Below are 25,150 nucleotides of genomic sequence, written 5' to 3'. Positions count from 1 at the left end.
TTACCTGATCCTCGATCCGATCTTCGAGGAGAATCCCCATGAGCTATCCCAAGCCCGTTCTCGAGCCGGCCGCGCAGGCCTTCGTCGAGGCGACCGCGAACCCGCCGTACCTGTTCGACCTGGGTCCGGAGGAGGGCCGTAAGGCCGTCGAGTCGGTGCAGGACGGCGCCGGTGTCGAGACGCCCGCCGCCGACGTGCGGGACCTGACGTTCGCGGGCGGCCCGACCGGCCAGGTCAAGGTCCGTGTCCTGCGCCCGGCCGGCGTGTCCGGCCCGCTGCCGGTGCTGATCTACACGCACGGCGCCGGGTGGGTCTTCGGCGACGCGAACACCCACGACCGGCTGGTCCGCGAGCTGACCGTGCGCGGGAACGCCGCCACCGTCTTCGTCGAGTACGACCGCTCCCCCGAGGCCCGCTATCCGATCGCGGTCGAGCAGGTCTACGCCGCCCTGGAGTGGGTCGCCACCCACGGCGCCGAGCACGACCTGGACGCGACCCGCATCGCGGTCGCCGGCGACTCGGTCGGCGGCAACATGACCGCCGCCCTGACCATCCTGGCGAAGCAGCGCTCCGGCCCGGCGATCGCCGCGCAGCTGCTGTTCTACCCGGTGACCGACGCCGCGTTCGACACCGACGCGTACCACCAGTTCGCCGAGGGCTACTTCCTGCGCCGCGACGGCATGCAGTGGTTCTGGGACCAGTACACGACCAGCGAGGCGGAACGGGCGGAGATCACCGCGTCGCCGCTGCGGGCCACCACCGAAGACCTGGCCGGCCTGCCGAAGGCGCTGGTCATCGTCGCCGAGGCGGACGTGCTGCGGGACGAGGGCGAGGCGTACGCGGCGAAGCTGCGCGCCGCGGGCGTCGACGTCACGGCCGTCCGGTACCAGGGCATCATCCACGACTTCGTGCTGCTGAACGCGCTCAAGGACACCCACGCCGCGAAGGCGGCCACCCGTCAGGGCGGCGACTTCCTGCGCGAGGCACTGCACCCGTGACCGCTCCCACGGTGGTCCTCGTGCACGGCGCGCTCGCGGACGTGTTCAGTTTCGTCCCGGGTTCTGGCGGTTTCGCAGCGCCCGCTCGCCGCGGCCGATCTGATCCGCACCGCGATCGCGGCGACGACCGACTGATCGCCGAGGGGCCCGGCCGGGTTCCTCCCCGGCCGGGCCCCTCGCACGTCACGTGCTCGGCTTGTAGTCGCTGACCGACCAGCACTCGGCGCCGTCGGGCGTCTCGGCCACGTTGATGGTGACCTTGACCGGATGCCCGTCGGTGCGGTCGAACTCGGTCGACACCTCGGCGCCGTCCTCGCTGGCGGTCTGCGCCATCGTGACGAGCTCGCCGAGCGTCGGCACCTCGATCTCCTCGCCTTCCTGGCCGGTCACCGGACCGAGATCCACCTCGGACGACGGCGCCGGCGACGCGGCGGACGCGCCGACCCGGGTGGCGCCGGTCACCGCACCGGCCGCCACTGTGGCCTGGTAGCGCCCCAGCGGCTTGGCGGCGTCACAGCCACGGGTCAGCGTGTAGGTGTAGGCGCCCGGTTCGGTCCACGCCGGCGGGGAGCCGCCGGACTCGGTGGCCGCGGATTTCGCCGGGTCCACGACGGCCGGCTTCGCCTCGCCCTCGTCGCCGGAGGAGGAAGTGCACCCTCCCACGAGCCCGACCAGGATCAACGCGCACAGGGCACGCTCGAACCGCACCGCAACCTCCGTTTCCGTGAGCCTCGCGCACCGGGGCTCGTGCGGCGCAATCTAGCGCAGCCGCGCTCGCCGCGGTCAGGCGATGTCGTCCACGAAGACGGCGACCGACCGGGCCGGCACCTCGGACGGGGTCGCCGTGCGCAGGACCGGGTCGGCCGACGACATCATCTCCGGGTGTGGGCGCAGGCCGTCCGGTTCCGGGATCGCCGGGTCGACCGGGGCGTCGGTGGCGTTGAAGACCACCACGACCCGCGCCCAGCGGGGGTCGAGGCCGGTGCCGTCCAGGCACATCACGATCACCCCGGGTTGCTCGCCCGGCCCGCCCAGCGGGAATGACAGCCGCCGCTGCACCTCTTCGGCGTCCGGCAGCCCGAAGACCGGCGATGACCGGCGGATCCGCAGCAGTTCCCGGTAGCGCTCGGCGGTCAGGTCGATCAAGTCGGGCGCCGGAACCAGCGCCGGGTCGCCGAGCAGCGGCCGCGCGTAGTCCCACTTGTCGCCGTTGTCGGGTTCCGGTGGCAGGCCGATCCCGAACCCGTTGCCGAGTCCCGGGTCCCAGCGGATCTGGTTGAACCAGTCGCCGGAGTTGAACGAGTTCCGGTCGAGGGATTTCGACCGGAGCCGCTCGGTGCCGAGAGCGACGAACCCGGCGCCCTGGCTGAGCAGGACGAGGGCCAGGGCCAGGATCTGCATCCTGGCCCGGTCCGGCGGGGAGGTGCCGGACGGCAGTTTGAACGCCATGGCGTCGTAGAGGATCTCGTTGTCGTGGGCGTCCACGTAGTTGACGACCTCGCCGGGGGCGTGCGCGTAACCGGCGGGTGAGCCGTTGTAGCCGATCTGCGCGCCGCTGTGCTCGACCCCGTCGTGGGCGACGAACCGGTATGTCGCGAGGGCGCCGGAGAGCCCCACCTTGATCTGGTCGTGCAGCCACAGCGGGACCGCTGAGCCGAGCCCGGTCGCGAAGCCACGCACCCCCGGGTCGTCGCCGAAGGCGCCACCGCCGCGGATCGCGTCGCGCAGCCGGTCGTTGAACGTGCCGATCCCGGTGCCGGCCATGTTGACCTGGGTGGCCTGGGCGAACCGTGCGTCGTACGCCACCTCGCCGAAGTTCCAGCCCTCCCCGTAGAGGGCGATGTCGCCGCCCAGCCTGTCCAGGGCGGTCCGCGCCTGCAGGATGTTGGCCCGCGGGTGGTGGCCCATCAGGTCGAACCGGAAGCCGTCGATCTTGTACTCCCGGGCCCAGGTGACCAGCGAGTCGACGATCAGACGGCCCATCATGGCGTGCTCGGGCGCGGTGTTCGGGCAGCAGGTGGACTCGGCGGTGCTGCCGTCCTCGAGCAGCCGGTGGTAGTAGCCGGGGACGATCCGGTCGAGGACGCTGAACCGGTCGAGGCCGTCGCCCATGGTGTGGTTGTAGACCACGTCGAGGACCACCCGCAGCCCGGCCGCGTTGAGCGCCGCCACCGCCGTGCGCATCTGGAGGATGCGGGCCGCGCCGGCCGGGTCGGTGGCGAAACTGCCCTCCGGTGTCGTCCAGTGCCACGGGTCGTAACCCCAGTTGAAGCCGTCGGAGTCGGCCACCGCCATGACGGCGCGCTGCTGCTCGGGCGAGTCGGGCGGGAAGGACGCCAGGTCGCACGCGGGCACCGCCTGGTCGGCCCGCCGGTCCGGCACGGTGGCGAAGTCGTTGACCGGCAGCAGGTGCACGTGGGTGAGGCCGGCCTCGGCGAGGGAACGCAGATGGCGCATCCCGGCTGAGCCGGCGTGGGTGAAGGCCAGGAAGGTGCCGCGCTCGGCGGGCGGCACGGTGGTGTCGAGGATGGAGAAGTCGCGAACCGAGAACTCGCTGATCTGCATGCGGGCGGGGGCCACCGGGGCCGGCTTGACCAGCGTCTCCCAGCCGGGCGGGCACAACTCGGGGTCGGCCAGGTCGACGAGCTGGCTGTGGGTGGAGTCGGTGGCCAGCGATGTCGAGTACGGATCGGTGACGCTGGTCGTGACCACCCGCTGGGCGGCCGGATGCCACACCTCGACCCGGTAGCGGTAGTAGCGGCCGAGCCATTTGCGCTTGCCGGCGATGGACCAGACGCCGGTCACGTCGTCGCGCTCCATCGGCAGCACCCGCGGCTCCTCGCCGGGCTCCCGGAAGAGTTCCAGTGCCACGGTGCGGGCGGTGGGCGCCCACACCGAGAGCCGTGGCTGGCCGTCGTCGATCACCGGGCCGAGCTCGGCGTCGACGGCGTCGGCATAGCGGTCGTCGAGGACCCCGGCGAGCTGGACGGCGGTGAGCGCGACCACCTCGTTCGAGGTGTCGCGCCCGATGACCAGGAGCCGGTCTCGCAACAGCTCGCTCAGGGCCGCGTCGCCGAGCTCACGCACGGCGAACGCCCGATAGGCGCGCAGGTGCGGGAAGCGACGGCTCTGCGCCTGGAACAGGCCGCCGGGCCGCGGCACCAGGGGAAGCGAGTTCAGGGTGAAGGTGGCGGCCCGGGAGGCGAACCACTCGGGCAACGCGACGGTTCCCCGGTCGATGAAGACGGCGTGGGCCCGGGCCGCGTCGAGCTCGGGCCCGAGCGTGCCGAGGTCGGGGCGGACCGGTGCCCGCACCCCCGCGGTCAGCCACACCTCGCGCGTGACGGTGAGGTCGAGCCGCTGGTCGTCGGGCAGGTCCTTCTCCTCGCCGCGGTGCAGCACGTAACACAGGCCGACGGCGTCGGGCCGCACCCGCACCTCGAAGACCGCGCCGAAGGAGTCGAAGCGGGTGGGCATGTGCGGCAGACCCCACCGGGTCTTCTCCGTGACCGGGACGCCCTCCCAGCAGTGCAGGCCCCAGCCGGCGTAGTCGCCGTCGGGCCGCCGGTAGTGGATCACGACATCGGCGGGCTGTGGCGCGGTCACCGGCGGGACGGCGGAGACACGGCGATCGCCTGCTGTGACCCAGATCTCACTGGCATCACGCAGAGTGACCCAGCGGTCGATCTCGACATCCTTGGCGCCGCGGCGGTTGAGGACCAGGAAGCCGATCTCCTGCGCCTTGTCGGCGACGCGGACCCAGGCGAAACGGCCCCACGCGTCCTCGCCGGCGAACGGCACACCGTCGGGATAATCCAGGTCGGCGCCCGGCGCGAGATCGCCCCAGGCATGCAGCACCCAGTCGGTGTAGTCACCGTCGGAGCGCTGATAGTGCACGATCAGCCATTGCGGACGCGTCCCGCGTTTTTCGTCCAGCGCGTCCGCAGTGATCTCGATCGTCGTCACCGGCACATCATCGCAGCGGGATACGACATTTTCCGGGCCTCCCGACGACAGGCTGCAAGACTCGGCCGGTGGGACCCGCCTTGCAGGTTCTAGCAAGACGGACGTACGGTTTACCGAAGACGCAACCGAGAGTTAGGCATACCTAACCAAGAGGTCGCCCTTTCGGTGCGAAAGACTTGACTTCCAGTCGCTGGGTGTGAAGGAGATGACGGTGGCCAGCCTCGACACCTTTGGTGCGAAGAGCGAGCTGCGCGTCGGAGACGCGAGCTACGAGATTTTCACGATCGACAAGGTGAAGGGGCATGATCGTCTGCCCTACTCCTTGAAGATCCTCCTGGAGAACCTGCTGCGCACTGAGGACGGCGCGAACATCACCGCCGACCACATCAACGCGCTCGGCAGCTGGGACCAGAACGCCGACCCGAGTGTCGAGATCCAGTTCACCCCGGCACGGGTGCTGATGCAGGACTTCACCGGCGTTCCCTGCGTGGTCGACCTGGCCACCATGCGTGAGGCCGTGAAGGACCTGGGGGGCGACCCCACCAAGGTCAACCCCCTCGCGCCGGCTGAGCTGGTCATCGACCACTCGGTCATCGCCGACCTGTTCGGCCGTGCGGACGCCTTCGAGCGCAACGTCGAGCTGGAGTACCAGCGCAACCGTGAGCGCTACCAGTTCCTGCGCTGGGGCCAGACCGCGTTCAACGAGTTCAAGGTCGTCCCGCCGGGCACCGGCATCGTGCACCAGGTCAACATCGAGTACCTGGCCCGCACCATCATGGAGCGCAACGGCCAGGCCTACCCGGACACCGTGGTCGGCACCGACTCGCACACCACCATGGTCAACGGCCTGGGCGTGCTGGGCTGGGGCGTCGGCGGCATCGAGGCCGAGGCCGCGATGCTCGGCCAGCCGGTCAGCATGCTGATCCCGCGGGTCGTCGGTTTCAAGCTGTCCGGCGAGGCGCCGGCCGGCACCACTGCCACCGACCTGGTGCTCACCATCACCGAGATGCTGCGCAAGCACGGTGTGGTCAGCAAGTTCGTCGAGTTCTACGGCCCCGGCGTGAGCGCCGTCCCGCTGGCGAACCGGGCCACCATCGGCAACATGTCGCCGGAGTACGGCTCGACCGTCGCGATCTTCCCGATCGACGAGCAGACCATCGACTACCTCAAGCTGACCGGCCGCACCGAGCAGCAGGTCGCGCTGGTCGAGGCGTACGCGAAGCGCCAGGGCCTGTGGCTGGACCCGAACGCCGAGCCGAACTACTCGGAGAAGCTCGAGCTCGACCTGTCGACGATCGTCCCGTCGCTGGCCGGCCCGAAGCGCCCGCAGGACCGCGTCCCGCTGAACGCCGCGAAGTCGATGTTCCGCGACGCGCTCACGAACTACGTGCAGCCGCAGGGCCACGCCGACGAGGCCAGCGAGGAGTCCTTCCCGGCCAGCGACTCGCCGGCCAACGGGGTCGACGACCCGGCCGACAAGCCGCACGTCTTCAGCGCCGCCCTCGGCGCCACCGGCCGCACCTCCAAGCCCACCCGGGTCAAGGGCGACGACGGCGTGGAGTACGAACTGGACCACGGCGCGGTCGTCATCGCCGCCATCACGTCCTGCACGAACACGTCGAACCCGCAGGTCATGATCGGTGCGGCGCTGCTGGCCAAGAAGGCCGTCGAGCGTGGCCTGACCCGCAAGCCGTGGGTCAAGACCACCCTCGCCCCGGGCTCCAAGGTCGTCTCCGACTACTACGACCGGTCCGGCCTCACGCCGTACCTGGACAAGGTCGGTTTCAACCTGGTCGGCTACGGCTGCACCACCTGCATCGGCAACTCGGGCCCGCTGCCCGAGGAGATCTCGGCCGCCATCAACGAGGCCGACCTGACCGCGGTCAGCGTCCTGAGCGGCAACCGGAACTTCGAGGGCCGGATCAGCCCGGACGTCAAGATGAACTACCTGGCGTCCCCGCCGCTGGTGGTGGCGTACGCCCTGGCCGGCTCGATGGACATCGACATCACCACCGAGCCGCTCGGCATCGGCTCCGACGGCAAGCCGGTCTTCCTCAACGAGATCTGGCCGACCGCGAAGGAGATCGACGACGTCATCGCGCAGGCGATCGGCGCCGACGGCTTCAGCACCGCCTACCAGGACGTCTTCGCCGGCGACGAGAAGTGGCAGTCGCTGCCCACCCCGGCCGGCAAGACGTTCGAGTGGTCCGAGGACTCCACCTACGTCCGCAAGCCCCCGTACTTCGAGGGCATGTCGGCCGACCCGAGCCCGGTGAACGACATCTCCGGCGCCCGCGTCCTGGCCAAGCTGGGCGACTCGGTCACCACCGACCACATCTCCCCGGCCAGCTCGATCAAGCCGGACTCGCCCGCCGGCAAGTACCTCGCGGAGCACGGCGTCCCGCGCGCCGAGTTCAACAGCTACGGCTCGCGCCGCGGCAACCACGAGGTCATGATCCGTGGCACCTTCGCCAACATCCGGCTGCGCAACCAGCTGCTGAACGATGTCGAGGGCGGCTTCACGCTCAACCACCTGACCGGCGAGCAGACCACCATCTTCGACGCCTCCACCGCCTACCAGGAAGCCGGCATCCCGCTGGTCATCCTCGCCGGCAAGGAGTACGGCTCGGGCTCGTCCCGTGACTGGGCCGCCAAGGGCACCATGCTCCTGGGCGTCCGCGCCGTCATCGCCGAGAGCTACGAGCGCATCCACCGCTCGAACCTGATCGGCATGGGCGTGCTGCCGCTGCAGTTCCCGCAGGGTCAGAACGCCGAGTCGCTCGGCCTCACCGGCACCGAGACCTTCTCGTTCACCGGCGTCACCGAGCTCAACAACGGCACCACGCCGCGCACGGTCAAGGTCACCACGGACACCGGCGTCGAGTTCGACGCCGTCGTCCGGATCGACACCCCCGGCGAGGCCGACTACTACCGCAACGGCGGCATCCTGCAGTACGTCCTGCGCAAGATGCTCCGCAGCTGATCTGGCTGGTCACGGCCCGCTTCCCTCTCACGGGAGGCGGGCCGTCCGCTTTCCAAGACCTTCATCTCGTACGGCCACCCGCCCCGCCCCACGCAAAAGGCATCCACCCGCCCTCACGGCCGCCACTCAACGCGCCGACCTTGCGAATTCTCGTCGCACCGTCATCGGCCAACTCACCACCATCGACAGCAACGGCCGGCGCAACGCTGCGAACACCCCTCTCCCCCCGCCGATCTTGCAGACTTTCGCCGCACCGTTGCCGGGCAACTCCACAAGATCGCGGGAGGTCAGGCAGTGGGCGGCGGCGGTGGGCGGCGGCGACGACTAGGGGTGCCAGCCTGTGCGGTCGGCGTCGGTTATGTCGCGTAGGACGCGCGCCGGGACGCCGGCGGCGATGACCCCGGCCGGGATCGAGCGGGTCACCACGCTGCCGGAGCCGATGACCGCGCCGTCGCCGATGGTCACGCCCTGGTTGACGGTGACGCCGCCGCCGATCCAGACGTTGTTCCCGATCGTCACCGGCTTGGCGTAGCACGCTCCCGCGGCCCGCTCGGCGGGGTCGATGGCGTGGTTCGAGGTGTAGATCCCGACGCGCGGCCCGAACAGCACGTGGTCGCCGATGGTGATCTCGCCACCGTCGAGCATCACGCAGTCGAAGTTGGCATAGAAGCTGTCGCCGACGCTGATGTTGAAGCCGAACTCGCAGCGGAACATCGGCTCGAAATGGCAGTCCCGGCCCACCGCCCGGAGCAGCCGCCGCAGGATCGCCTCCCGCTCGGCCTGCGGCTTTCCGAAACTGGCGTTGTAGTCGTCGGTCAGCAGCACGGTCCGCTGCCGGGCCTGGACCAGCTCATCGGTCAGGTCGTTGTACATCCGGCCGGAGAGAATGTGCTCCCGCTGAGCGTCAAGCGTCACTGACCGACCCTAACTTGGCTAAGGTCGGTCGATGCCCACACCTGATCAGATGGTCGTCGCCGCGGCCCAGGCGGAACTGCGTCCTCTCGGGCTGCAGCGCCACAAGCGCACCCGGCTGTGGGTCGAGGACCGTGGCTGGTGGCTGCTGCTCGCCGGCTTCGAGCGGGCCCGCAGCGGGGACACCCAGCTGATGGTCGGCGCCAAGTTCCTGTGGGGACCGATGACCGAGCTCACCTACGACTACGGCGGCAGACTGCACTGGCGGGAGGAGACCGGTGACTTCGCCACCGACCGGCCCCACGACGGCCATGTCTGGGTGGACGGCATCCGGCACGTCGGCGACGACCGGTTCGCCGCCGACCTGAAACAGGTCACCGGCATCGCCCGGCAACGGGTGGTCCAGTTGCGGCAGGAGTTCGCGACGCCGGCGGACGTCGCGCGCCTGCTGTCCGCCCCGCAGAGCCGGGTCGGCGCCACATCCTGGTGGCACACCTTCCACACCGGCGCCGCCGCCGGCCTGAGCGGTGACGCCGAGCTGGCGCGCAAGCACTTCGACCGGATCCGCCCGGACCGTCTGGCCGTGGAGTGGGAACGCGAGCTGGGCCGCCGCGCGGCGGCGCTGAGCGCGCTCACCGAGGATCGGCCGGCGCTGTTCCGGCGGCTGTGCAACGACATCGCCGACACCCGGTCACGGCTCGGCATGCCGGACACACCACTCGATATCCCACCGGAGCCGGTGTGGTGAACGGACGCGAACTGAATAGGCTTCAACAATGGATGACAAGATTGTGTTGGGCCGGATCAGCGAACTGGTCGACGAGGAGCACAAGCTTCGCCGCCAGTTGAGTGCGGGCAGCATCTCCTCCGACGAGGAGCACAGCCGCCTCAAGGATCTGGAAGAGTCCCTCGACCAGTGCTGGGACCTGCTGCGCCGGCGCCGTGCGGCCCGCGACGCCGGGCACGACCCCGACGCCGAGCAGGCCCACGACACCGCCGAGGTGGAGAACTACATTCAGTGACCCGGCCCCGGTCGCGGCCACCGCGGACGCGGCGGCCGCGGACCGGGCCTGGTGCACCTCAGCGCTTCCGGAGGAGAAGCCGGCGCCTTCGAGGAGGTCAGCGCAGCCCCGCCTCGTAGAGCAAGCGCTCGATCAGCGCCTCCTCGTCGATCGCCAGGCCGCGAGACCTGAACCAACTCGCCACGTTGCGCACGTCACGGGCGATGAACTCGCCGCCGCGCGGGTTGGCGACCACGTCGACGATCTGCGGCAGGTCGATCATGATGAGCCGGCCGTCGTGCACCATCGTGTTGTACGGCGACAGGTCACCGTGTGCCACCTGTGCCCGCGCCAGCACCGACAACGCGTCGGTCATCTGCCGCCACAGGTCGGCCAGCTCGTCGGCGTCCGCCCGCACCTGGGCGAGGCGCGGCGCGGCCTCGCCGGTCTCCCAGTCGCCGATGAACTCCATCATCACCTCGGTGCCGATGAGCTGCACCGGGTAGGGCACACAGACCAGTCCACCCTCCTGCCCGATCTGCCACAGCCGGCCGAGCGCGTCGAACTCGGCGGCCGCCCACTGCCCGGCGATCAGCTCCTTACCGAACGCGGTGCGGTTGGTCATCGCCCGCATCTCCCGGGACCGGCGGACCCGGCGCCCTTCGAGATAGCCGGCGTCGCGGTGGAACAGCCGGTGGTCGCCGTCGCGATAGCGCTTAGCGGCCAGCATGCTGACCTTGTCAGTGTCGGGAACGGCACGCTGGACCAGGAAGACATCGGCTTCCTTGCCGGTCTTGAGCATGCCGAGTTCGGTGTCGACCGCGCCGTGCTCGGTGCGCACCCAGTCGGGCCGGGGCTCGGGACCGTGCAGGGCACCGTCCCAGGTGGACCAGCGGTCGCCCTCGTCGGGCAGATCCGGGTCCTCCTTCAGGGCCGGCGTCAGCCGGCCACCCTTCAGAAAGTCGGGCTCGTCGTCGTCGAACTTGTTGCGTTTGCCGCGCATGGTGGTGGAACCGTAAGAATCGTGCTCGCGCACTGGAGAGTCTCCTCGGAGAAAGAACCATCTGGGGAAGCGGGGACAGCAGGCATCACAAAGACGGCCATGAGGTCCACCCCCTTCTCTTTCTCGTCGGGTCTCACGGTGCGCGACGGCTCAGCCGACGGCGCGCGGATGACTCTCGCGGATCACCGCCGCACGCGCAACCTATTTACGCCAGGTCAGTCTCTGGCGGCCATGATCGCCGAAATACCCTGGATCACGTTCCCCACCGCGTGGGTCGGCGCGAACCGGTTGTCCACCCAGTCCCGCCCGCGATGCACCCACACGCTCGGCAGCCCGAGCGCCGCCGCGCCGCCGATGTCGGCCTCCGGGCTGTCGCCGAGCACCCAGGCCCCGGCCAGCCGCATCCGCACCCGCTGGGCGGCCAGCGCGAAGATCCGCGGGTTCGGCTTGCTGACCCCGCACTCCTCGGAGATCACCCAGTCGGCGACGTACCGGTCCAGGCCGGTCCGCCGGATCCGCGCGTCTTGCTGCTCGGTCGGGCCGTTGGTGACCACCACCGGGACGAGCCCGGCCTCGCCGGCGATCTCCAGCGCGCAGCCGACCAACGGGTCCAGCCGCTCGTAGGTGAGTGGGCCACCGTTCAGCTCGTCGACCATGTCGATCGAGGAGACCCGCAGCCGGTACCGATCACGGATCAGGTCGGCGAGGTCCCAGCGGGAGGTGAGCCCGTCCGCGTCGACCGCGACCAGCCATTCCAGATCATCTTGCGGTGCCGAGATCTCGTCCAGGAAGCCTTTGGCCCACAACCGGAACGCACCGCTGCGATCGAGCAGGGTGTCGTCCAGCGCGAGGAAGACTAGAGGCACGCGGGCACTTTACGTGAGCGCCCGCGGAACCGAACAGTCCAGGAGTGTTAACAAACCGTAGGGGGCATGACGCAATTCGCGTCATCCGGTCGAGGGACTCGGAGTTCTAGTAAGCCGTACGTACGGATTGCAAGAGGGTCGCAGCCCATGACACGATCAGCGATGTGCCCAGGGTGAGTCAGGACCAGCTAGATGCGCGCCGCCACGAGATCCTCAGCGCGGCCCGCAACTGTTTCGCCCGGTTCGGTTACGGCGGCGCCACCGTCCGCCGCCTCGAAGAGGCCACCGGCATGTCCCGCGGCGCGATTTTTCACCATTTCCGTGACAAGGAGCACCTGTTCCTCGCCGTCGCCGAGGACGACGCGGCCAGCATGGCCGAGACGGTCGCCCGCAACGGCCTTGTCCAGGTGATGCGCGAGCTGCTGGAACGCGCCGGCACCGGGGAGAGCGAGGGCGACACCGCCGGCTGGCTCGGCACCCAGCTCGAGGTCGCCCACCGGCGCCGCACCGACCCCGCCTTCGCCAAACGCTGGGCACAGCGCTCCGCCGCGATCGCCGACGCCACCCGCGAACGGCTGCAGCGCCAGCGCGACGCCGGTGTCCTCCGCGAGGACGTCCCGGTCGAGGTGCTCACCCAGTTCCTCGAACTCGCCTATGACGGCCTCGTGCTCCACCTGGCCACCGGCCGCCCGGCCGGCGAGCTGGCCCGGGTGCTCGACGTCGTCGAGGCCGCGGTCCGCAAACCCTGAGCGCCCTTTCACCATCTGCTCCACGAGTCCGGAGCCGCGCTTCACCATCTGCGAAGTGACCCTGGTGTAGGGATCTACCAGGCGGTCAGTTCTCTAACCATGTGGTTAGCCAAGCGACGTACTCCGCTGATCGCCATCGCCGTGACCGTGATCCTGACCGCGGTGGCCTGGTTCTCCGTGCGGGCGCCCTCCGCCCCGGTGGGCTACTTCACCTCCGCGGCCGGGCGTGACCGTTTCGGCTCGGCGTACGCCGAAGCCATGGGTGCGATGCCGCGGCCGGAAGCGACCCTCGACATCCGAACCGGCTACGGCATCGTGCGGGTCTATCGCTTCGCCGGCGCCGAGCCGGAGAAGCCTCCCCTGCTCCTGCTGCCCGGCTGGGGATCGGCCTCCCCGGTGTGGGCCGACAACCTGCCCTCTCTGCTGAGTCTCCGGACCGTCTACACCGTCGACCTGCTCGGCGAGCCCGGCGCGAGCGTCCAGGATCGCCCGATCGAGACCTCCGACGACCAGGCGAACTGGCTGCACGAGACGCTCACCGCGCTGCCGGAGCCGCGGCTGGTGCTGGTCGGCCTGTCGATCGGCGGCTGGACCGCGATGAATCTCGCCGTGCGGCGGCCGGAGAAGGTGGCCGGGACGATCCTGCTGGACCCGGTGTTCACCTTCACCGCAATCTCCACCGGGGCGGTGATACGCACCATCCCCCTGGCGGTCCGGTGGGCGCCGCGAAGCTGGCGGGACTCCTTCAACAGCTGGACCGCGAACGGAGCGCCCGTGGAGGACGTCCCGGTGGCCGACATGATCGAGTCGGGGATGCGGGACTACGTCCGCCGGCTGCCCGCGCCCGACCGGTTCTCCACCCGACAGCTCGGCGAGGTGCGGGCGCCGGTCCTCGTGATCTTCGCGGGCGCGACCGTCATGCACGATCCCGTCGAAGGCGCACGGGTCGCGCGCGAATCACTGCCCCAGGCCACGGTCCTGACATATGAGGGAGCGTCACACGCCGTCAACGGCGAGGCCGCCGATAGAATCGCCACCGATGCCGGCCGATTCCTCAGCACCATCGGGTGACCCGCGACGCGGGCCGACGTTCACCGAGCGGGCGCGCCGGGCACAGCTGGTCGCCGTCACCGTCGACCTGATCGCGCGGCACGGCTACCAGAGGTGCTCGCTGCAGCGCATCGCCGATGCCGCCGGGATCACCAAGGCCGCGGTCATCTACCACTTCACCAGCAAGGACGCGGTGATCCGGGCGGCGTACTCCTCGGTGATCGCATCGCTCACCGAACAGGTGGGCGCGGCCGTCGAGTCGGCGCGGACACCGGCGGCGGCCGTGGAGGCATACCTGCGGGCCATGCTCGGCCACATGGCGGCCAACCCCTCGCATGTCCGGGTCATCGTCGAAGCGCTTGACGGACAGAACGACACCGGTATCGAGGACCGGCGATCGCCGGCCCGCTGGCAGCCGCTCGCCGCACTGATCGACGCGGCCGCCGCGGCCGGCGAGTACCGGCCCGACGTGGACAGCCGCGTGCTCGCGATCATCCTCGGCGGCGCGGTCGACGCGGTCGTCGCGGAGACGCTCGCCGATCCCACCTTCGATCTCGTCGCCGCCACCGGCGCCGTGCTCGCGATCGCCGACACGGCCCGGCCCCAATGATCGGCCGGCGGAACACCGCCCGGCCGTGGCGGCGGGCCCGGTGAACGGGTGGCAGGATCGATGGCATGGACCTTGGGCTCGCTGATCGCGTCTTCCTTCTCACCGGAGCCTCACGCGGGCTCGGGTTCGCCACCGCGCAGGCGCTCGTCGCCGACGGCGCGCGGGTGGTGATCTCCTCGCGGGACGCCGACCGGGTCGACGACGCCGTGGCCGAACTGGGCGGGCCGGAACACGCCCTCGGGGTGACGGCCGACCTCGCCGATCCGAGCACCCCCCGGGAACTGGTGCACGTGGCGCAGGAGCGTTTCGGGCGGCTCGACGGGGCGCTGATCTCGGTGGGCGGCCCCGCGCCGGGAACCGCGGCGAGCATGAGCGACGACCAGTGGACCAGCGCGTTCGAAACGGTGTTCCTCGGCTCGGTGCGGGCGGCCCGCACCTTCGCGTCGGCGCTGCCGGAAGGCGGCGCGATCGCGATGGTGCTGTCCACCTCGGCGAAGACACCGCTGACCGGCCTGGGCCTGTCGAACGGTTTCCGGCCTGGCCTGGCGATGGTGGCGAAGGACATGGCCGACGAGTTCGCGCCTCGTGGGGTGCGGGTGCTGAGCGTGCTTCCCGGCCGGTTCATGACCGACCGCAACAAGGAACTGTTCGCGGCCAGCGACGACCCGGTGGAGGCCGCGGAGAGGGCGGCCTCGGCCATCCCGCTGCGCCGGATCGGCGAGCCGTCGGAGTTCGGGCGGGTCGCGGCCTTCCTGCTGTCACCGGCGGCGAGTTACGTGACCGGGGTCGCTGTCGCGGTCGACGGCGGCGCCATGCGCGCCCTGTGACCCGCCGCGCTCACCCCGCCCGCACGAACCCGGCGGCGACGCCGCGTCCCAGCCCCGCCGAGATGGCGGCCGCGGCTGGGCGGACCATTCCCGATGTGGCGGCGCCGGATCTGATGGTGCTGTTCTCCGGCATCAATCCCAGCCTCTACTCGGCGGCGACCGGCCATCATTTCGCGCGGCCGGGCAACCGGTTCTGGCCGGCGCTGCACGGAGCCGGCTTCACGGACCGGCTGCTGCACCCGTCGGAGCAGCATCTGTTGCCGGCGCTCGGGCTCGGCATCACCAACGTGGTGGCCCGGGCCACCGCCCGCGCCGACGAACTCGCGCCGGAGGAGTTCATCGCCGGCGGCGTCCTGCTGGCTGAGCGCGTGGGCCGCTTACGGCCCCGCTTCCTGGCGGTGCTCGGGGTGACCGCCTACCGGGCGGCGTTCGGACGGCCTCGGGCTCGCATGGGCCGGCAGGCGGAGACGATCTCCGGCGTGCCGGTATGGGTGCTGCCCAACCCGAGCGGCCTGAACGCCCACTTCCAGCTTCCCGCCCTGATCACCGAGTTCGCGGCGCTGCGAACCGCGGCCGCGGCGACGGCCGGCCACTGATCCGGCCTCGCCCGCGGGCGCTCGGCCCGCGGGACGATCTCCCCATCGATGAGCCAGTCGCGCTCCAGACTCTGGACCACGATCGCGGTGGCCGGGACGACCCGGCCACCGAGCGCGGCCACGTTCTCCCGAGCGCGGCCACTCGCGCCGCCGCGTCTCCCGCACGGACACCCACGCCGCCACGTCCTCCCCGCACGGGCACCCACGCCGCCGCGTGCTGCCGAGCGCGGCCACTCGCGCCGCCGGGTTCTTCGCCGCGCGGACGGAGCACGATGGACGGTCCCGGTCGTCGCCGGGCCGCGGTGGCAGGACCCGCTGCTCGTGCACCGCGGTCTCGCGGCGGAACCGGTCAGCCGACGGATGCCAGGCCTCGTCGATCGGCCCCATCAGGCCGCCGCCGATCCCCCTGCGGCGAGCCCAGAGAGCGAACCGCATCAGCCCGGCGCAGATCACCGCCAGCACCGCGAACGTGATCAGGAAACCCATCAGATCACCGCCTCGGTGAACTGGGTCCGGTAGAGACTCGCGTAGAGCCCACCGGTGAGGATCAGCTCCTCGTGCCGCCCGCGCTCGACGATCCGGCCCTCGTCGAGCACCAGGATCTGGTCGGCCTCCCGGATCGTGGAGAGCCGGTGTGCGATCACCAGCGCGGTCCGGCCGCGCAGCGCCTCGGCGAGGGCCCGCTGCACCGCCGCCTCGGACTCGCTGTCCAGGTGGGCGGTCGCCTCGTCGAGGATGACGATAGACGGCTGCTTGAGCAGCAGCCGCGCGATGGCGAGGCGCTGTTTCTCGCCGCCGGAGAAGCGGTACCCCCGCTCCCCCACGACCGTTTCCAGCCCGTCCGGCAGGGCCCGGACCAGGGCGGCGATGCGGGCCCCGGTCAGGGCGTCCCACATCTGGTCCTCGGTCGCGTCGGGCCGGGCGTAACGCAGGTTCTCGGCGATCGTCTCGTGGAACAGGTGCGAGTCCTGGGTGACCACGCCGACCGTGTCGCGCAGCGACTCCAGGGTGGCATCGCGGACGTCCACCCCACCGACCAGGACCGCGCCGCCGGTGACGTCGTAGACCCGGGAGACCAGCATCGACGTGGTCGACTTGCCGGCGCCGGACGGCCCGACCAGCGCGACCATCTGCCCCGGCTCAACGGTGAAGTCGAGACCGGTGAGAACCTCCGCCTGCTCGGTGCGGTCGAGGGCGCTGACGTCCTCCAGCGTGGCGAGCGACACCTGGTCGGCGCTGGGATAGCGGAACCGCACATCGCGGAACTCGATCCGCCCCGATCCGGCCGGGACGGGCACGGCACCGGGTTTCTCGGCGATGCCGGGTGACAGGTCGAGCACCTCGAAGACCCGGTCGAAGGAGACCAGCGCGCTCATCACGTCGACCCGGACGTTGCTGAGCGCGGTGAGCGGGCCGTAGAGGCGGGTGAGCAGCAGGGCCAGGGTGACGACGGTGCCGGCCGAGACACTGCCGCGGACGGCGAGCCAGCCGCCGAGCCCGTAGGTGAGGGCCTGCGCGAGCGAGGCGACCAGCAGCATCGCCACGAAGAAGGTGCGTGAGTACATCGCCTGTTGGACACCGATGTCACGAACCCGGGACGCGCGCTCACCGAACCGGGCGGCCTCGGTGTCGGGCCGGCCGAAGAGCTTGACCAGCAGAGCGCCGGAGACGTTGAACCGCTCGGTCATCGTCGCGTTCATCTTGGCGTCGAGGTTGTAGGACTCCCGGGTGATCTCGGCGAGCCGCTTGCCGACCCGGCGGGCGGGCACGATGAAGACCGGCAGCAGGATCAGCGACAGCGCGGTGATCTGCCAGGACAGGGTGAACATCACGGCGGCAGTGAGCACCAGCTGGATGACGTTGCTGACCACGCCCGACAGCGTCGAGGTGAACGCCCGCTGCGCGCCGACGACGTCGTTGTTGAGCCGGCTGACCAGGGCGCCGGTCTGGGTGCGCGCGAAGAACTGCAACGGCATGCGCTGCACGTGGTCGTAGACCTTGGTGCGCAGGTCGAGGATGATGCCCTCACCGATGCGGGCCGAGTACCACCTCTGGGCGAGCGAGAGCAGCGCGTCGGCGACCGCGAGCCCGGCGATCACCAGCGCCAGCCGGATCACGGTGGAGGCCGCGCCGGAGCCACCGGCGGTGATCGCGTTGATCACGTGGCCGGCGAGGAGCGGGGTGGCCACCCCGATGCCGGCCGCGAGCACCACCGTCAGCAGGAAGATCGTGATGTCGCGGCGGTAGGGCCCGGCGAAACGCAGGATCCGCCTGGCGGTGCCCTGACGGACCCGGTGCTGGTCGACCTTGTCGGCGTTCTGGATCGAACGCAGAACACTCCAGCTGTTCATGTCACCTCCCGGGTGTCGTTCGACGGGCAGAACACAGTCTGCCTCGTGGGTACGACAAACCCGGGAGGTGATCTACTCCCCGGAGCCCAGCAGGTCGCTGAGCCGTCGTGTCTGGGCCTCACGTTCGGCCCGGTCCTGCTCCGCGTACGACCGCAGGGGCGCACCCGCGAGCAGGGCCTTGATCTCGGCGACCGCACCCCGGTCCGCCGCCAGCACCGCGGCGGCCAGGTCGGACACCGCCGGATCGAGTTCGGATCGGGGAACCACGGCCGTCGCCAGGCCGATCCGGTCCGCCTCGTCCGCCGCGATCCGCCGGCCGGTCACGCAGATCTCCAGCGCCCGGGAGGGTCCGAGCAGCTCGGTGAGCCGCCTCGTGCCGCCCAGGTCGGGCACCAGGCCGAGCGTCACCTCGGCCATGGAGAACCGCGCGTCGTCGGCGAGGACACGCATGTCGCAGTTCAGCGCCAACTGGAAGCCGGCGCCGATGGCGTGTCCCTGCACCGCGGCAATCGTCACAATGGACGGACTGCGTAACCAGGTGAACGCGGTCTGGAACCCGGCAATGCGATCCGCGCACTCGGACGCGGACAACTGCGCCAGGCGGACCAGCGAAGAATCGCCGTCGCCCTTCGCGACCGACAGATCCAGGCCCGCGGAAAACGCGCGCCCCTCGGCCCGGACAATGACGACCCGTACGTCACCCGGCAATTTACGGGAAATGTTGCCGAGTTCCGTCCACATGGCCGGAGTCTGGGCATTGAGAACGTCGGGCCGGCACAACGTCACCGTCGCGACCGGCCCGTCCTGTTCGTAGCGAACGCCTGCCTCGTCGGTGCCCGGTCCGGCGTTGCCGGCCGTCACGCCTTCTTGCGGCGCCGAGCGCCACCACGCTGGCGCAACTGCACGCCCGACTCGGTGAGCACGCGGTGCACGAATCCGTAGGAACGGCCGGTGGAGGCGGCCAGCGCACGGATGCTCTCGCCGGAGGTGTAACGCTTCACCAGGTCCTTGGCGAGCGACTGCCGCTCGCTACCGACGATTCGACGACCCTTCTCAGTACTGGTAGCAGTGCCAGTGGCTGCCATCTTGAATCCTCACGTCGCAGACAGTGCGGTCAGATACGGTCCCACCCATTACACCGTCTCGGACGATCATGCGCCAGGTATCTAGCCCTCGTGAACGTGCCCATTTATTACTGTCAGGAACTTGACGGTTACCACGGGCATCAATGTCAGACAGTTTGGCGGACGCTCGGTGGCACCCATTTCCGGGTCGGCGGGTCGTCGCCCAAGACCATCGATCACCTGCGAAAACACTCGATCGAGGGGATGCCCTCGATCGCTCCGGAGAGTGCTGTGATCGCTCCATGGCGTGACACTCGACCTTGCAGCGTACCGGTCGCCGGGTGCCCGTCCTGGTGGGAAACGCCCGAACATCGCACTGTCTGTGTGGGCACCAGTTGACAACTGACGATCGGCGATGATCGGGGGGTCAGGCGAGTTCGACGAGCTCCAGCAGGTCGTCGCTCCACGCGTCCTCGTCGCCGTCGGGCAGCAGGATGGCCCGGTCCGGCTTGAGCGCCTGCACACAGCCGGCGTCGTGGGTGACCAGCACGATCGCCCCGGGGTAATTGGCGATGGCGTCGAGCACCTGCTCGCGGCTCACCGGGTCGAGGTTGTTCGTCGGCTCGTCGAGCAGGAGCACGTTGGCCCCGGAACAGACCAGGGTCGCCAGAGCAAGACGGGTCTTCTCGCCACCGGAGAGCACACCGGCCGGCTTGTCCACGTCATCGCCGGAGAAGAGGAAGGCGCCCAGGATCTTCCGCAGTTCGGTGTCGGTCTGCTCGGAGCCGGCGCTGCGCATGTGGTCCAGAATCGTCCGGTCCACGTCGAGCGTCTCGTGCTCCTGGGCGTAGTAGCCCAGCCGCAGCCCGTGCCCCGCGCGCACCTCACCGGTGTCCGGCTCGAGCAGGCCGCCGAGCATCCGCAGCAGGGTCGTCTTGCCGGCGCCGTTCAACCCCAGGATGGCGACCCGGGAGCCGCGGTCCACCGCCACGTTGACGTCGGTGAAGATCTCCAGCGAGCCGTACGACTTGGAGAGGCCGGAGGCGGTCAGCGGAGTCTTGCCGCACGGGGCGGGACTCGGGAACCGGACCTTCGCCACCTTGTCGGAGCTGCGCACCTCTTCCAGCCCACCGAGCAGCTTCTCGGCACGACGGGCCATGTTCTGCGCGGCGACCGTCTTGGTGGCCTTGGCCCGCATCTTGTCGGCCTGCGCCATCAGGGCGCCGGCTTTCTTCTCCGCGTTCGCCCGCTCGCGGCGGCGACGGCGCTCGTCGGTCTCCCGGGCCTCCAGGTACGTCTTCCAGCCCATGTTGTACATGTCGACGACCGCCCGGTTGGCGTCGAGGTACCACACCTTGTTGACCGCGGCGTCGAGCAGCTCGACGTCGTGGCTGATCACGATGAGGCCGCCCTTGTGCTGCGCCATGTAACCGCGCAGCCAGGCGATGGAGTCGTGGTCGAGGTGGTTGGTGGGCTCGTCCAGCAGCAGGATGCCCTTGCCGTTCTGCCCCGAGTTGGCGAACAGGATGCGGGCCAGCTCGATCCGGCGGCGCTGGCCGCCGGAGAGGGTGCCGATCGTCTGGGCCAGCGCGCGCTCGGGCAGGCCCAGGTTCGCGCAGATCCGGGCGGCCTCGGCCTCGGCGCCGTACCCACCGAGAGCGGAGAACTGGTCCTCCAGGTTGCCGTACCGCCGGACCAGCTTCTCGTCGGAGCTCTCCTCGAGCTGCACCTCGAGTTTCTGCATCTCGGTGAGGATGGCGTCCAGACCGCGGGCGGACAGGACCCGGTCGCGACCGGTCACGTTCAGATCGCCGGTGCGCGGGTCCTGCGGGAGGTAACCGATCTCACTCGTCCGCTCGACGGCGCCCGCGTAGGGGATGCCCTCGCCGGCCAGCACCTTCAGCGTGGTGGTCTTACCCGCGCCGTTGCGGCCGACCAGGCCGATCCGGTCGCCGGGCTGCACCCGCAGCGTGGTCGGGGAGATCAGAATGCGCGCGCCGGCGCGAAGTTCAAGTCCGGTGGCGGTAATCATGAAGTTTCTCGCTCTCGGTGATCGGGCTGACTCAGGGCGCAATAAAGCGCCGGCCACCAGATGAGGCGGTCGGCGCGGGGCAGGTCAGCCTTCGCAGAGCAGCACGCGGCCATACTACCGGGCCGCCACCGGCACCTCCCACTCGATTAATTCACAGTGCCACCGGGTATTCGCCGGGCAACCGTGGCGAAGGTGGGACTAGATGGAACTCAACGAACGCGCCGACATCGATACCAGTCAGATCGAGGACGGACGCGGATCGGGCGGCTCGGGCGGCGGCATCGGCGGGCTCCCGATCGGCGGCGGCGGGCTCGCCGGGATCGTGGTCACCCTGGTCATCGCACTGGTCGGCGGTTACTTCGGCATCAACACTCTCGGCGGCGGCGGCAGCAGCGAGCCGACCGGCACGCCACTGACCCGGTGCGGCGCCGACCAACAGCAGAGACTCCAGGTGCTGGAGTGCCGCAACGGGCTGTTCGTGACGTCGATCCAGAACTACTGGCGCGACCAGTTCCCGAAGTCCTTCGGCGAACAGTATGTGCCGGCCAAGACCCACATCTTCCAGAACGCCGTCAACACCGCCTGCGGCTCCGCCGACTCGGGTGTCGGCCCGTTCTACTGCCCCGCCGACGACAAGATCTACATCGATCTCTCCTTCTACCAGGTGCTGTCGAAGCAGCTCGGCGCGCCGGGCGAGTTCGCGCAGCCCTACGTGCTGGCCCACGAGTACGGCCACCACGTGCAGGACGTGCTCGGCACCGAGGCGGAGATGCGCCGCCGTCAGGAACGCGACCCGGACTCGGCCAACGCGGAGTCGGTGAAACTGGAACTCCAGGCCGACTGTTACGCCGGGGCCTGGGCGCACTCGGCCGCGAACACCACCGACAAGGACGGCGACAAGATCTTCGTCAGCCTCACCGACACCGACATCCAGGAAGGCATCCAGGCCGCCGGTCAAATCGGTGACGACACGCTGCAGAAGCGCGGCGGCGGCGACATCAATCCGGAACAGTTCACCCACGGCTCGTCCGAGCAGCGCCAGAAGTGGTTCCGGGTCGGCTGGGAGTCCGGCGACCCGAAGCAGTGCGACACGTTCAAGGCCGGGGTGGTTCTGTAACCGGCTCCCGGATCAGGATCGGCACGGCGCGAGCCGCGGCCACCGCGGACACCAGGACCGCGTGCCGCGGCTCCGGCACATCCAGCAGCCTTCCGGTACGCAACGCGGCCACCGCCGCCAGCTGCGGCGCGGCCAGGATCGCGTCCACGGCGGAACGGTCGCCACCAGCCACGAGCGCGGCGAGTGAGCGCACCTCCGGAAGAAGAATGCGCCCAGCGATGCCGACGGCGTCGCTGGCCGCCGCCTTCGCCTGATTGTCGCGGCGGCGCGCGAAGCGCTGCTGCGACCAGCCGCCCGCCGCGGTCCGCCCCTGCACATAGTTGCGGTCCACCTTGGACACCACCAGCTCGTCGCCATCAGCGATGCCGACGGCGACCGCGCCCTTGCGGGCCAGCAGCAACCCCAGCCGCCGCGGTGCCCGCGCCTGAACGATCAACTCGGCCACCGTCAGAGCCGGGCCTGCACCCGGCGGCGACTGCAGCGTCGCCGACGCGCCGTCAGCGCCGATCACGGTCAATCCGTCTTCGGTGTACGCGCCGTGACGCGCCCCGAAATTCTCCAGCCACCGCGGCAGCCGCTCAGGCGCGACGTCGACCCACTTACCGCCGCCGGCGGCCGCTCGTTCCACCATCCCGCCAGCCTACGGTGCCCCTGCCCATCGTGACCTGCACGCTCCACGGACCCTCCCCCGCCACTCACATGCTCCGCGGACCCCTCGCCGCCTGCTCCGCCGCCTGCTCCGCGGACCCCTCGCCGTGACCTGCGCGCTCCGCGGACCCCTCGCCCCACCCACACACTCCGCGGACCCCTCGCCCCACCCACACACTCCGCGGACTCCTCGCCGTGACCAGCACACTCCGCGGACCCCTCGCCGTGACCTGCACGCTCAGGGAAGATGTCGGACCCCGGTGGCAGGATGCGGGGCATGGGCGACCTCGTGGCAGTTCTCACCGACCGGCTCGCCGGCGCGTTCGAGGAGGTCCGCGACCCGGAGCGGGCCGTCGGCATGGCCGCCTACATGCGTGGCCGGTTCCCGTTCCTCGGCCTGCCCAGCGCGGTCCGGCGCGCCCAGGCCCGCCTCTCCCTGGCCGGCCTGCCGAAACCCACCGAGACCGAGCTGCGCGACGTGGCCATGGCCTGCTGGTCCCGGGCCGAGCGTGAGTTCCAGCAGTTCGCCTGTGACTATCTGACCGCCCACGTCAAGATCCCCGGCCCGGCGTTCCTCGATACCGTCGCCGAGTTGGTCACGACGAAATCCTGGTGGGACACAGTGGACCCCCTGGCAACCCACGTCACCGCCGGCCTGGTCCGGCGTCATCCGGCTCTCACCGCACGGATGGACCAGTGGGCCGAAGCCGACGACATGTGGCTGGTCCGCACCGCGATCCTGCACCAGCTGCACTATCGCGAGGCCACCGACACTGAGCGCCTGTTCGGCTACTGCGCCCGCCAAGCCACCCACGGCGACTTCTTCGTCCGCAAGGCGATCGGCTGGGCCCTGCGCCAGTACGCCCGCACCGATCCCGCAGCCGTCCGCACCTTCCTCTCCGACCACGCGGACAGCCTGTCCCCGCTCTCCATCCGCGAGGCGGCAAAGCACCTATGACCACCCCGCAACAACGACAGCCCAGCGCCGGTCCCGGAGCCGTTCCGGTTCCGATGCCGTTACCGTGCGGTTGCGGTTCCGATGCCGTTCCGGTGCCGGAGCCGGAGCCGGTGCCGTTTCGATGCCGTTCCCGTGCCGACGCCCTTTCGATGCCGTTCCCGTGCCGACGCCCTTTCGATGCCGTTCCCGTGCCGACGCCCTTTCGATCCCGGTCCCGTGCCGACGCCCTTTCGATCCCGGTCCCGTGCCGACGCCCTTTCGATCCCGGTCCCGGTCCGGTGCCGGCTGGGCCGAGCTGAAGTCGTACAGGTGCGAGGCGGAGCCGCTCCTGACACCTGCACGATGGGCTCGCGCTGCCGAAAGTAGGACGCACCGGGAACGAGGTGATTGCGATGGCAGCTCCCTCTCCCAGTGCTGCGGCGCGTCCACAACCAGCACAGCGATCACCTCTGGCGCCGTGAGAGGGCGACGGATTCCGTCCTCAGCGCATATTTACAACCGTGAAGTGCCTCTATCAGAACAGCGATATCCGGGAATGTGAGCGGGCCGTTCGGCTCGACCCGGCCAGCTCGGCCACCGCGTTGCCACGCCCGCAGCCGCGTAAGAAAAGTCCGCCCTACCAAGCGCGCACGAAAGCCGAGCCCATCAAGCGCTTCACGCTCGGCCACCGGCCATCAAGCACTACACGCTCGGCCACCGGCCATCAAGCACTACACGCTCGGCCACCGGCCCATCGGACGTCTGGTCCTCTTCAGAGAAGGTGCGCCCCGCCGAGCGGTCATGGAAGCTGCCCACCAACGTGTCATGGCAGCCCGCCCGTCGAGGCAGTCATGCCAGCCCTCCGCCGGCCAAGCAGTCATGGCAGCCGGCCAGCCAAGCACCGACGCCGGCCAGCCAGGCACCGACGACCAAGGACCGCTGCCGCCGCGCCAAGCGCCGCCGTCCAGGAACGCGCTGCCACCTAAGGCGCGCCGCCGTCCAGGAAGCGCTGCCACCTAAGGCGCGCCGCCGTCCAGGAACGCGCTGTTGTTTAGAACGAACGCGCTGTTGTTTAGAACGAACGCGCTGTTGTTTAGAACGAACGCGCTGTTATTTGAAGCGCGCTGCCGTCCAGGGACGTCATCGTCACCACCTTCGTCCTTGTGCTGGCAGAGCGGCCCTCGATCGCTCCGGCTATATGCATCTCCAAAAATCTGACACCCGTTGTGGGTGTAGCCCACACCCACAACGGGTGTCAAAGTTTGCCGGGTGAGTTCCCCCCGCTTCAACGGAGCTTCTCAAACATGATCGACTGATCATGGGAAGGAAGCATCTGTGGCAGCACCGAAGAAGTACCCCGACGAACTGCGGGCGCGTGCCGTGCGCCTGTATCGCGAGTCGGACCCCAAACCGACGATCCGGCGGCTGGCCGAGCAGTTG

Annotated in this window: 21 protein-coding genes; 11 read left to right on the top strand and 10 right to left on the bottom strand. The window is 70.0% G+C overall.

Translation table 11 applies throughout. The annotated features are described in order from the left end of the window. The first annotated feature begins 38 nt into the window (after window positions 1-38). Window positions 39-998: an alpha/beta hydrolase gene (locus tag QLQ12_RS45070; RefSeq protein WP_282767236.1), complete on the top strand. Its 960-nt coding sequence runs from the start codon at window positions 39-41 to the stop codon at window positions 996-998. A gap of 183 nt (window positions 999-1,181) precedes the next feature. Here the strand turns inward: QLQ12_RS45070 and QLQ12_RS45065 are convergent, their stop codons facing one another. Further along, a complete protein-coding gene (locus QLQ12_RS45065) occupies window positions 1,182-1,706 on the bottom strand; it encodes a hypothetical protein (RefSeq protein WP_282767235.1) in 525 nt (174 codons plus the stop codon). Window positions 1,707-1,781: 75 nt separating this feature from the next. Then, entirely contained in the window at window positions 1,782-4,964 is a 3,183-nt protein-coding gene (gene pulA / locus QLQ12_RS45060; protein ID WP_282767234.1) for a pullulanase-type alpha-1,6-glucosidase, read from the bottom strand. Between the two features lie 205 nt (window positions 4,965-5,169). On the opposite strand from pulA, the gene acnA reads away from it, so the two are divergent. Further along, the gene (gene acnA, locus QLQ12_RS45055; RefSeq protein ID WP_407651710.1) at window positions 5,170-7,947 is read left to right on the top strand and encodes an aconitate hydratase AcnA; all 2,778 of its coding nucleotides are present in this window, start codon (window positions 5,170-5,172) and stop codon (window positions 7,945-7,947) included. Between the two features lie 324 nt (window positions 7,948-8,271). Here acnA and QLQ12_RS45050 read toward each other — a convergent pair whose 3' ends face one another. Then, window positions 8,272-8,862 (bottom strand): sugar O-acetyltransferase, encoded by a 591-nt coding sequence (locus tag QLQ12_RS45050; protein WP_282767232.1) that lies wholly within the window; start codon window positions 8,860-8,862, stop codon window positions 8,272-8,274. Between the two features lie 31 nt (window positions 8,863-8,893). Here QLQ12_RS45050 and QLQ12_RS45045 point away from each other — a divergent pair, with 31 nt between their 5' ends. Beyond that, on the top strand, window positions 8,894-9,607 hold the full coding sequence (locus QLQ12_RS45045) for a hypothetical protein (RefSeq protein WP_282767231.1): 714 nt from the start codon (window positions 8,894-8,896) through the stop codon (window positions 9,605-9,607). 28 nt (window positions 9,608-9,635) lie between these two features. Next, on the top strand, window positions 9,636-9,881 hold the full coding sequence (locus QLQ12_RS45040; RefSeq protein ID WP_282767230.1) for a DUF2630 family protein: 246 nt from the start codon (window positions 9,636-9,638) through the stop codon (window positions 9,879-9,881). Window positions 9,882-9,978: 97 nt separating this feature from the next. On the opposite strand, the gene QLQ12_RS45035 is transcribed toward QLQ12_RS45040, so the two are convergent. Both QLQ12_RS45035 and QLQ12_RS45030 read right to left on the bottom strand, forming a co-directional pair. Further along, window positions 9,979-10,896 carry a serine protein kinase RIO gene (locus QLQ12_RS45035; protein WP_282767229.1) on the bottom strand — a complete coding sequence of 306 codons (918 nt, stop codon included), beginning with the start codon at window positions 10,894-10,896 and terminating at the stop codon, window positions 9,979-9,981. Window positions 10,897-11,078: 182 nt separating this feature from the next. Then, window positions 11,079-11,729, bottom strand: a complete 651-nt coding sequence (locus QLQ12_RS45030) for an HAD family hydrolase (RefSeq protein ID WP_282767228.1) — start codon at window positions 11,727-11,729, stop codon at window positions 11,079-11,081. A 164-nt stretch (window positions 11,730-11,893) separates the two neighbouring features. Here QLQ12_RS45030 and QLQ12_RS45025 point away from each other — a divergent pair, with 164 nt between their 5' ends. From QLQ12_RS45025 to mug, 5 genes are all read left to right on the top strand, one after another. Next, window positions 11,894-12,478, top strand: a complete 585-nt coding sequence (locus QLQ12_RS45025) for a TetR/AcrR family transcriptional regulator (RefSeq protein ID WP_282767227.1) — start codon at window positions 11,894-11,896, stop codon at window positions 12,476-12,478. 141 nt (window positions 12,479-12,619) lie between these two features. Beyond that, window positions 12,620-13,549 carry an alpha/beta fold hydrolase gene (locus tag QLQ12_RS45020; protein ID WP_282767226.1) on the top strand — a complete coding sequence of 310 codons (930 nt, stop codon included), beginning with the start codon at window positions 12,620-12,622 and terminating at the stop codon, window positions 13,547-13,549. Further along, window positions 13,518-14,138 (top strand): TetR/AcrR family transcriptional regulator, encoded by a 621-nt coding sequence (locus QLQ12_RS45015; RefSeq protein WP_282767225.1) that lies wholly within the window; start codon window positions 13,518-13,520, stop codon window positions 14,136-14,138. The genes QLQ12_RS45020 and QLQ12_RS45015 overlap by 32 nt, the downstream gene beginning before the upstream one ends. 65 nt (window positions 14,139-14,203) lie before the next feature. Beyond that, on the top strand, window positions 14,204-14,965 hold the full coding sequence (locus QLQ12_RS45010) for an SDR family oxidoreductase (protein ID WP_282767224.1): 762 nt from the start codon (window positions 14,204-14,206) through the stop codon (window positions 14,963-14,965). Next, window positions 14,962-15,561, top strand: coding sequence for a G/U mismatch-specific DNA glycosylase (gene mug, locus QLQ12_RS45005; protein ID WP_407651709.1), 600 nt, complete (start codon window positions 14,962-14,964; stop codon window positions 15,559-15,561). The genes QLQ12_RS45010 and mug overlap by 4 nt, the downstream gene beginning before the upstream one ends. A gap of 485 nt (window positions 15,562-16,046) precedes the next feature. On the opposite strand, the gene QLQ12_RS45000 is transcribed toward mug, so the two are convergent. The 4 genes from QLQ12_RS45000 to QLQ12_RS44985 form a co-directional block, all read right to left on the bottom strand. After that, window positions 16,047-17,912, bottom strand: a complete 1,866-nt coding sequence (locus QLQ12_RS45000) for an ABC transporter ATP-binding protein (protein WP_328518352.1) — start codon at window positions 17,910-17,912, stop codon at window positions 16,047-16,049. Between the two features lie 72 nt (window positions 17,913-17,984). After that, complete coding sequence (locus QLQ12_RS44995) at window positions 17,985-18,773, bottom strand: enoyl-CoA hydratase/isomerase family protein (RefSeq protein ID WP_282767223.1); 789 nt, start codon at window positions 18,771-18,773, stop codon at window positions 17,985-17,987. Further along, entirely contained in the window at window positions 18,770-18,997 is a 228-nt protein-coding gene (locus QLQ12_RS44990; RefSeq protein WP_014441759.1) for a helix-turn-helix domain-containing protein, read from the bottom strand. The genes QLQ12_RS44995 and QLQ12_RS44990 overlap by 4 nt, the downstream gene beginning before the upstream one ends. Before the next feature lie 406 nt (window positions 18,998-19,403). Continuing rightward, window positions 19,404-21,008: an ABC-F family ATP-binding cassette domain-containing protein gene (locus QLQ12_RS44985; RefSeq protein ID WP_282767222.1), complete on the bottom strand. Its 1,605-nt coding sequence runs from the start codon at window positions 21,006-21,008 to the stop codon at window positions 19,404-19,406. Window positions 21,009-21,210: 202 nt separating this feature from the next. Here QLQ12_RS44985 and ypfJ point away from each other — a divergent pair, with 202 nt between their 5' ends. Beyond that, entirely contained in the window at window positions 21,211-22,125 is a 915-nt protein-coding gene (ypfJ, locus tag QLQ12_RS44980; protein ID WP_282767221.1) for a KPN_02809 family neutral zinc metallopeptidase, read from the top strand. On the opposite strand, the gene QLQ12_RS44975 is transcribed toward ypfJ, so the two are convergent. After that, window positions 22,103-22,756 carry an acVLRF1 family peptidyl-tRNA hydrolase gene (locus tag QLQ12_RS44975; RefSeq protein WP_282767220.1) on the bottom strand — a complete coding sequence of 218 codons (654 nt, stop codon included), beginning with the start codon at window positions 22,754-22,756 and terminating at the stop codon, window positions 22,103-22,105. The genes ypfJ and QLQ12_RS44975 overlap by 23 nt on opposite strands. A 294-nt stretch (window positions 22,757-23,050) precedes the next feature. Here QLQ12_RS44975 and QLQ12_RS44970 point away from each other — a divergent pair, with 294 nt between their 5' ends. Next, complete coding sequence (locus tag QLQ12_RS44970) at window positions 23,051-23,731, top strand: DNA alkylation repair protein (RefSeq protein ID WP_282767219.1); 681 nt, start codon at window positions 23,051-23,053, stop codon at window positions 23,729-23,731. Window positions 23,732-25,150 lie beyond the last annotated feature (1,419 nt).

It is taken from the genome of Actinoplanes sandaracinus, from assembly GCF_030009775.1.
Classification (GTDB): domain Bacteria; phylum Actinomycetota; class Actinomycetes; order Mycobacteriales; family Micromonosporaceae; genus Actinoplanes; species Actinoplanes sandaracinus.
This window is presented reverse-complemented; position numbering and strand designations above follow the sequence as displayed.

Excerpts from the sequence above, each read along its gene's own strand:
- QLQ12_RS45000 (WP_328518352.1), bottom strand. The coding sequence starts at position 17,912 with ATGAACAGCTGGAGTGTTCTGCGTTCGATCCAGAACGCCGACAAGGTC.
- QLQ12_RS44970 (WP_282767219.1), top strand. The coding sequence starts at position 23,051 with ATGGGCGACCTCGTGGCAGTTCTCACCGACCGGCTCGCCGGCGCGTTC.
- QLQ12_RS44975 (WP_282767220.1), bottom strand. The coding sequence starts at position 22,756 with ATGGTGGAACGAGCGGCCGCCGGCGGCGGTAAGTGGGTCGACGTCGCG.
- QLQ12_RS45045 (WP_282767231.1), top strand. The coding sequence starts at position 8,894 with ATGCCCACACCTGATCAGATGGTCGTCGCCGCGGCCCAGGCGGAACTG.
- QLQ12_RS45010 (WP_282767224.1), top strand. The coding sequence starts at position 14,204 with ATGGACCTTGGGCTCGCTGATCGCGTCTTCCTTCTCACCGGAGCCTCA.
- QLQ12_RS45070 (WP_282767236.1), top strand. The coding sequence starts at position 39 with ATGAGCTATCCCAAGCCCGTTCTCGAGCCGGCCGCGCAGGCCTTCGTC.
- ypfJ (WP_282767221.1), top strand. The coding sequence starts at position 21,211 with ATGGAACTCAACGAACGCGCCGACATCGATACCAGTCAGATCGAGGAC.
- QLQ12_RS45040 (WP_282767230.1), top strand. The coding sequence starts at position 9,636 with ATGGATGACAAGATTGTGTTGGGCCGGATCAGCGAACTGGTCGACGAG.
- acnA (WP_407651710.1), top strand. The coding sequence starts at position 5,170 with ATGACGGTGGCCAGCCTCGACACCTTTGGTGCGAAGAGCGAGCTGCGC.
- QLQ12_RS44990 (WP_014441759.1), bottom strand. The coding sequence starts at position 18,997 with ATGGCAGCCACTGGCACTGCTACCAGTACTGAGAAGGGTCGTCGAATC.
- QLQ12_RS44985 (WP_282767222.1), bottom strand. The coding sequence starts at position 21,008 with ATGATTACCGCCACCGGACTTGAACTTCGCGCCGGCGCGCGCATTCTG.
- QLQ12_RS45015 (WP_282767225.1), top strand. The coding sequence starts at position 13,518 with ATGCCGGCCGATTCCTCAGCACCATCGGGTGACCCGCGACGCGGGCCG.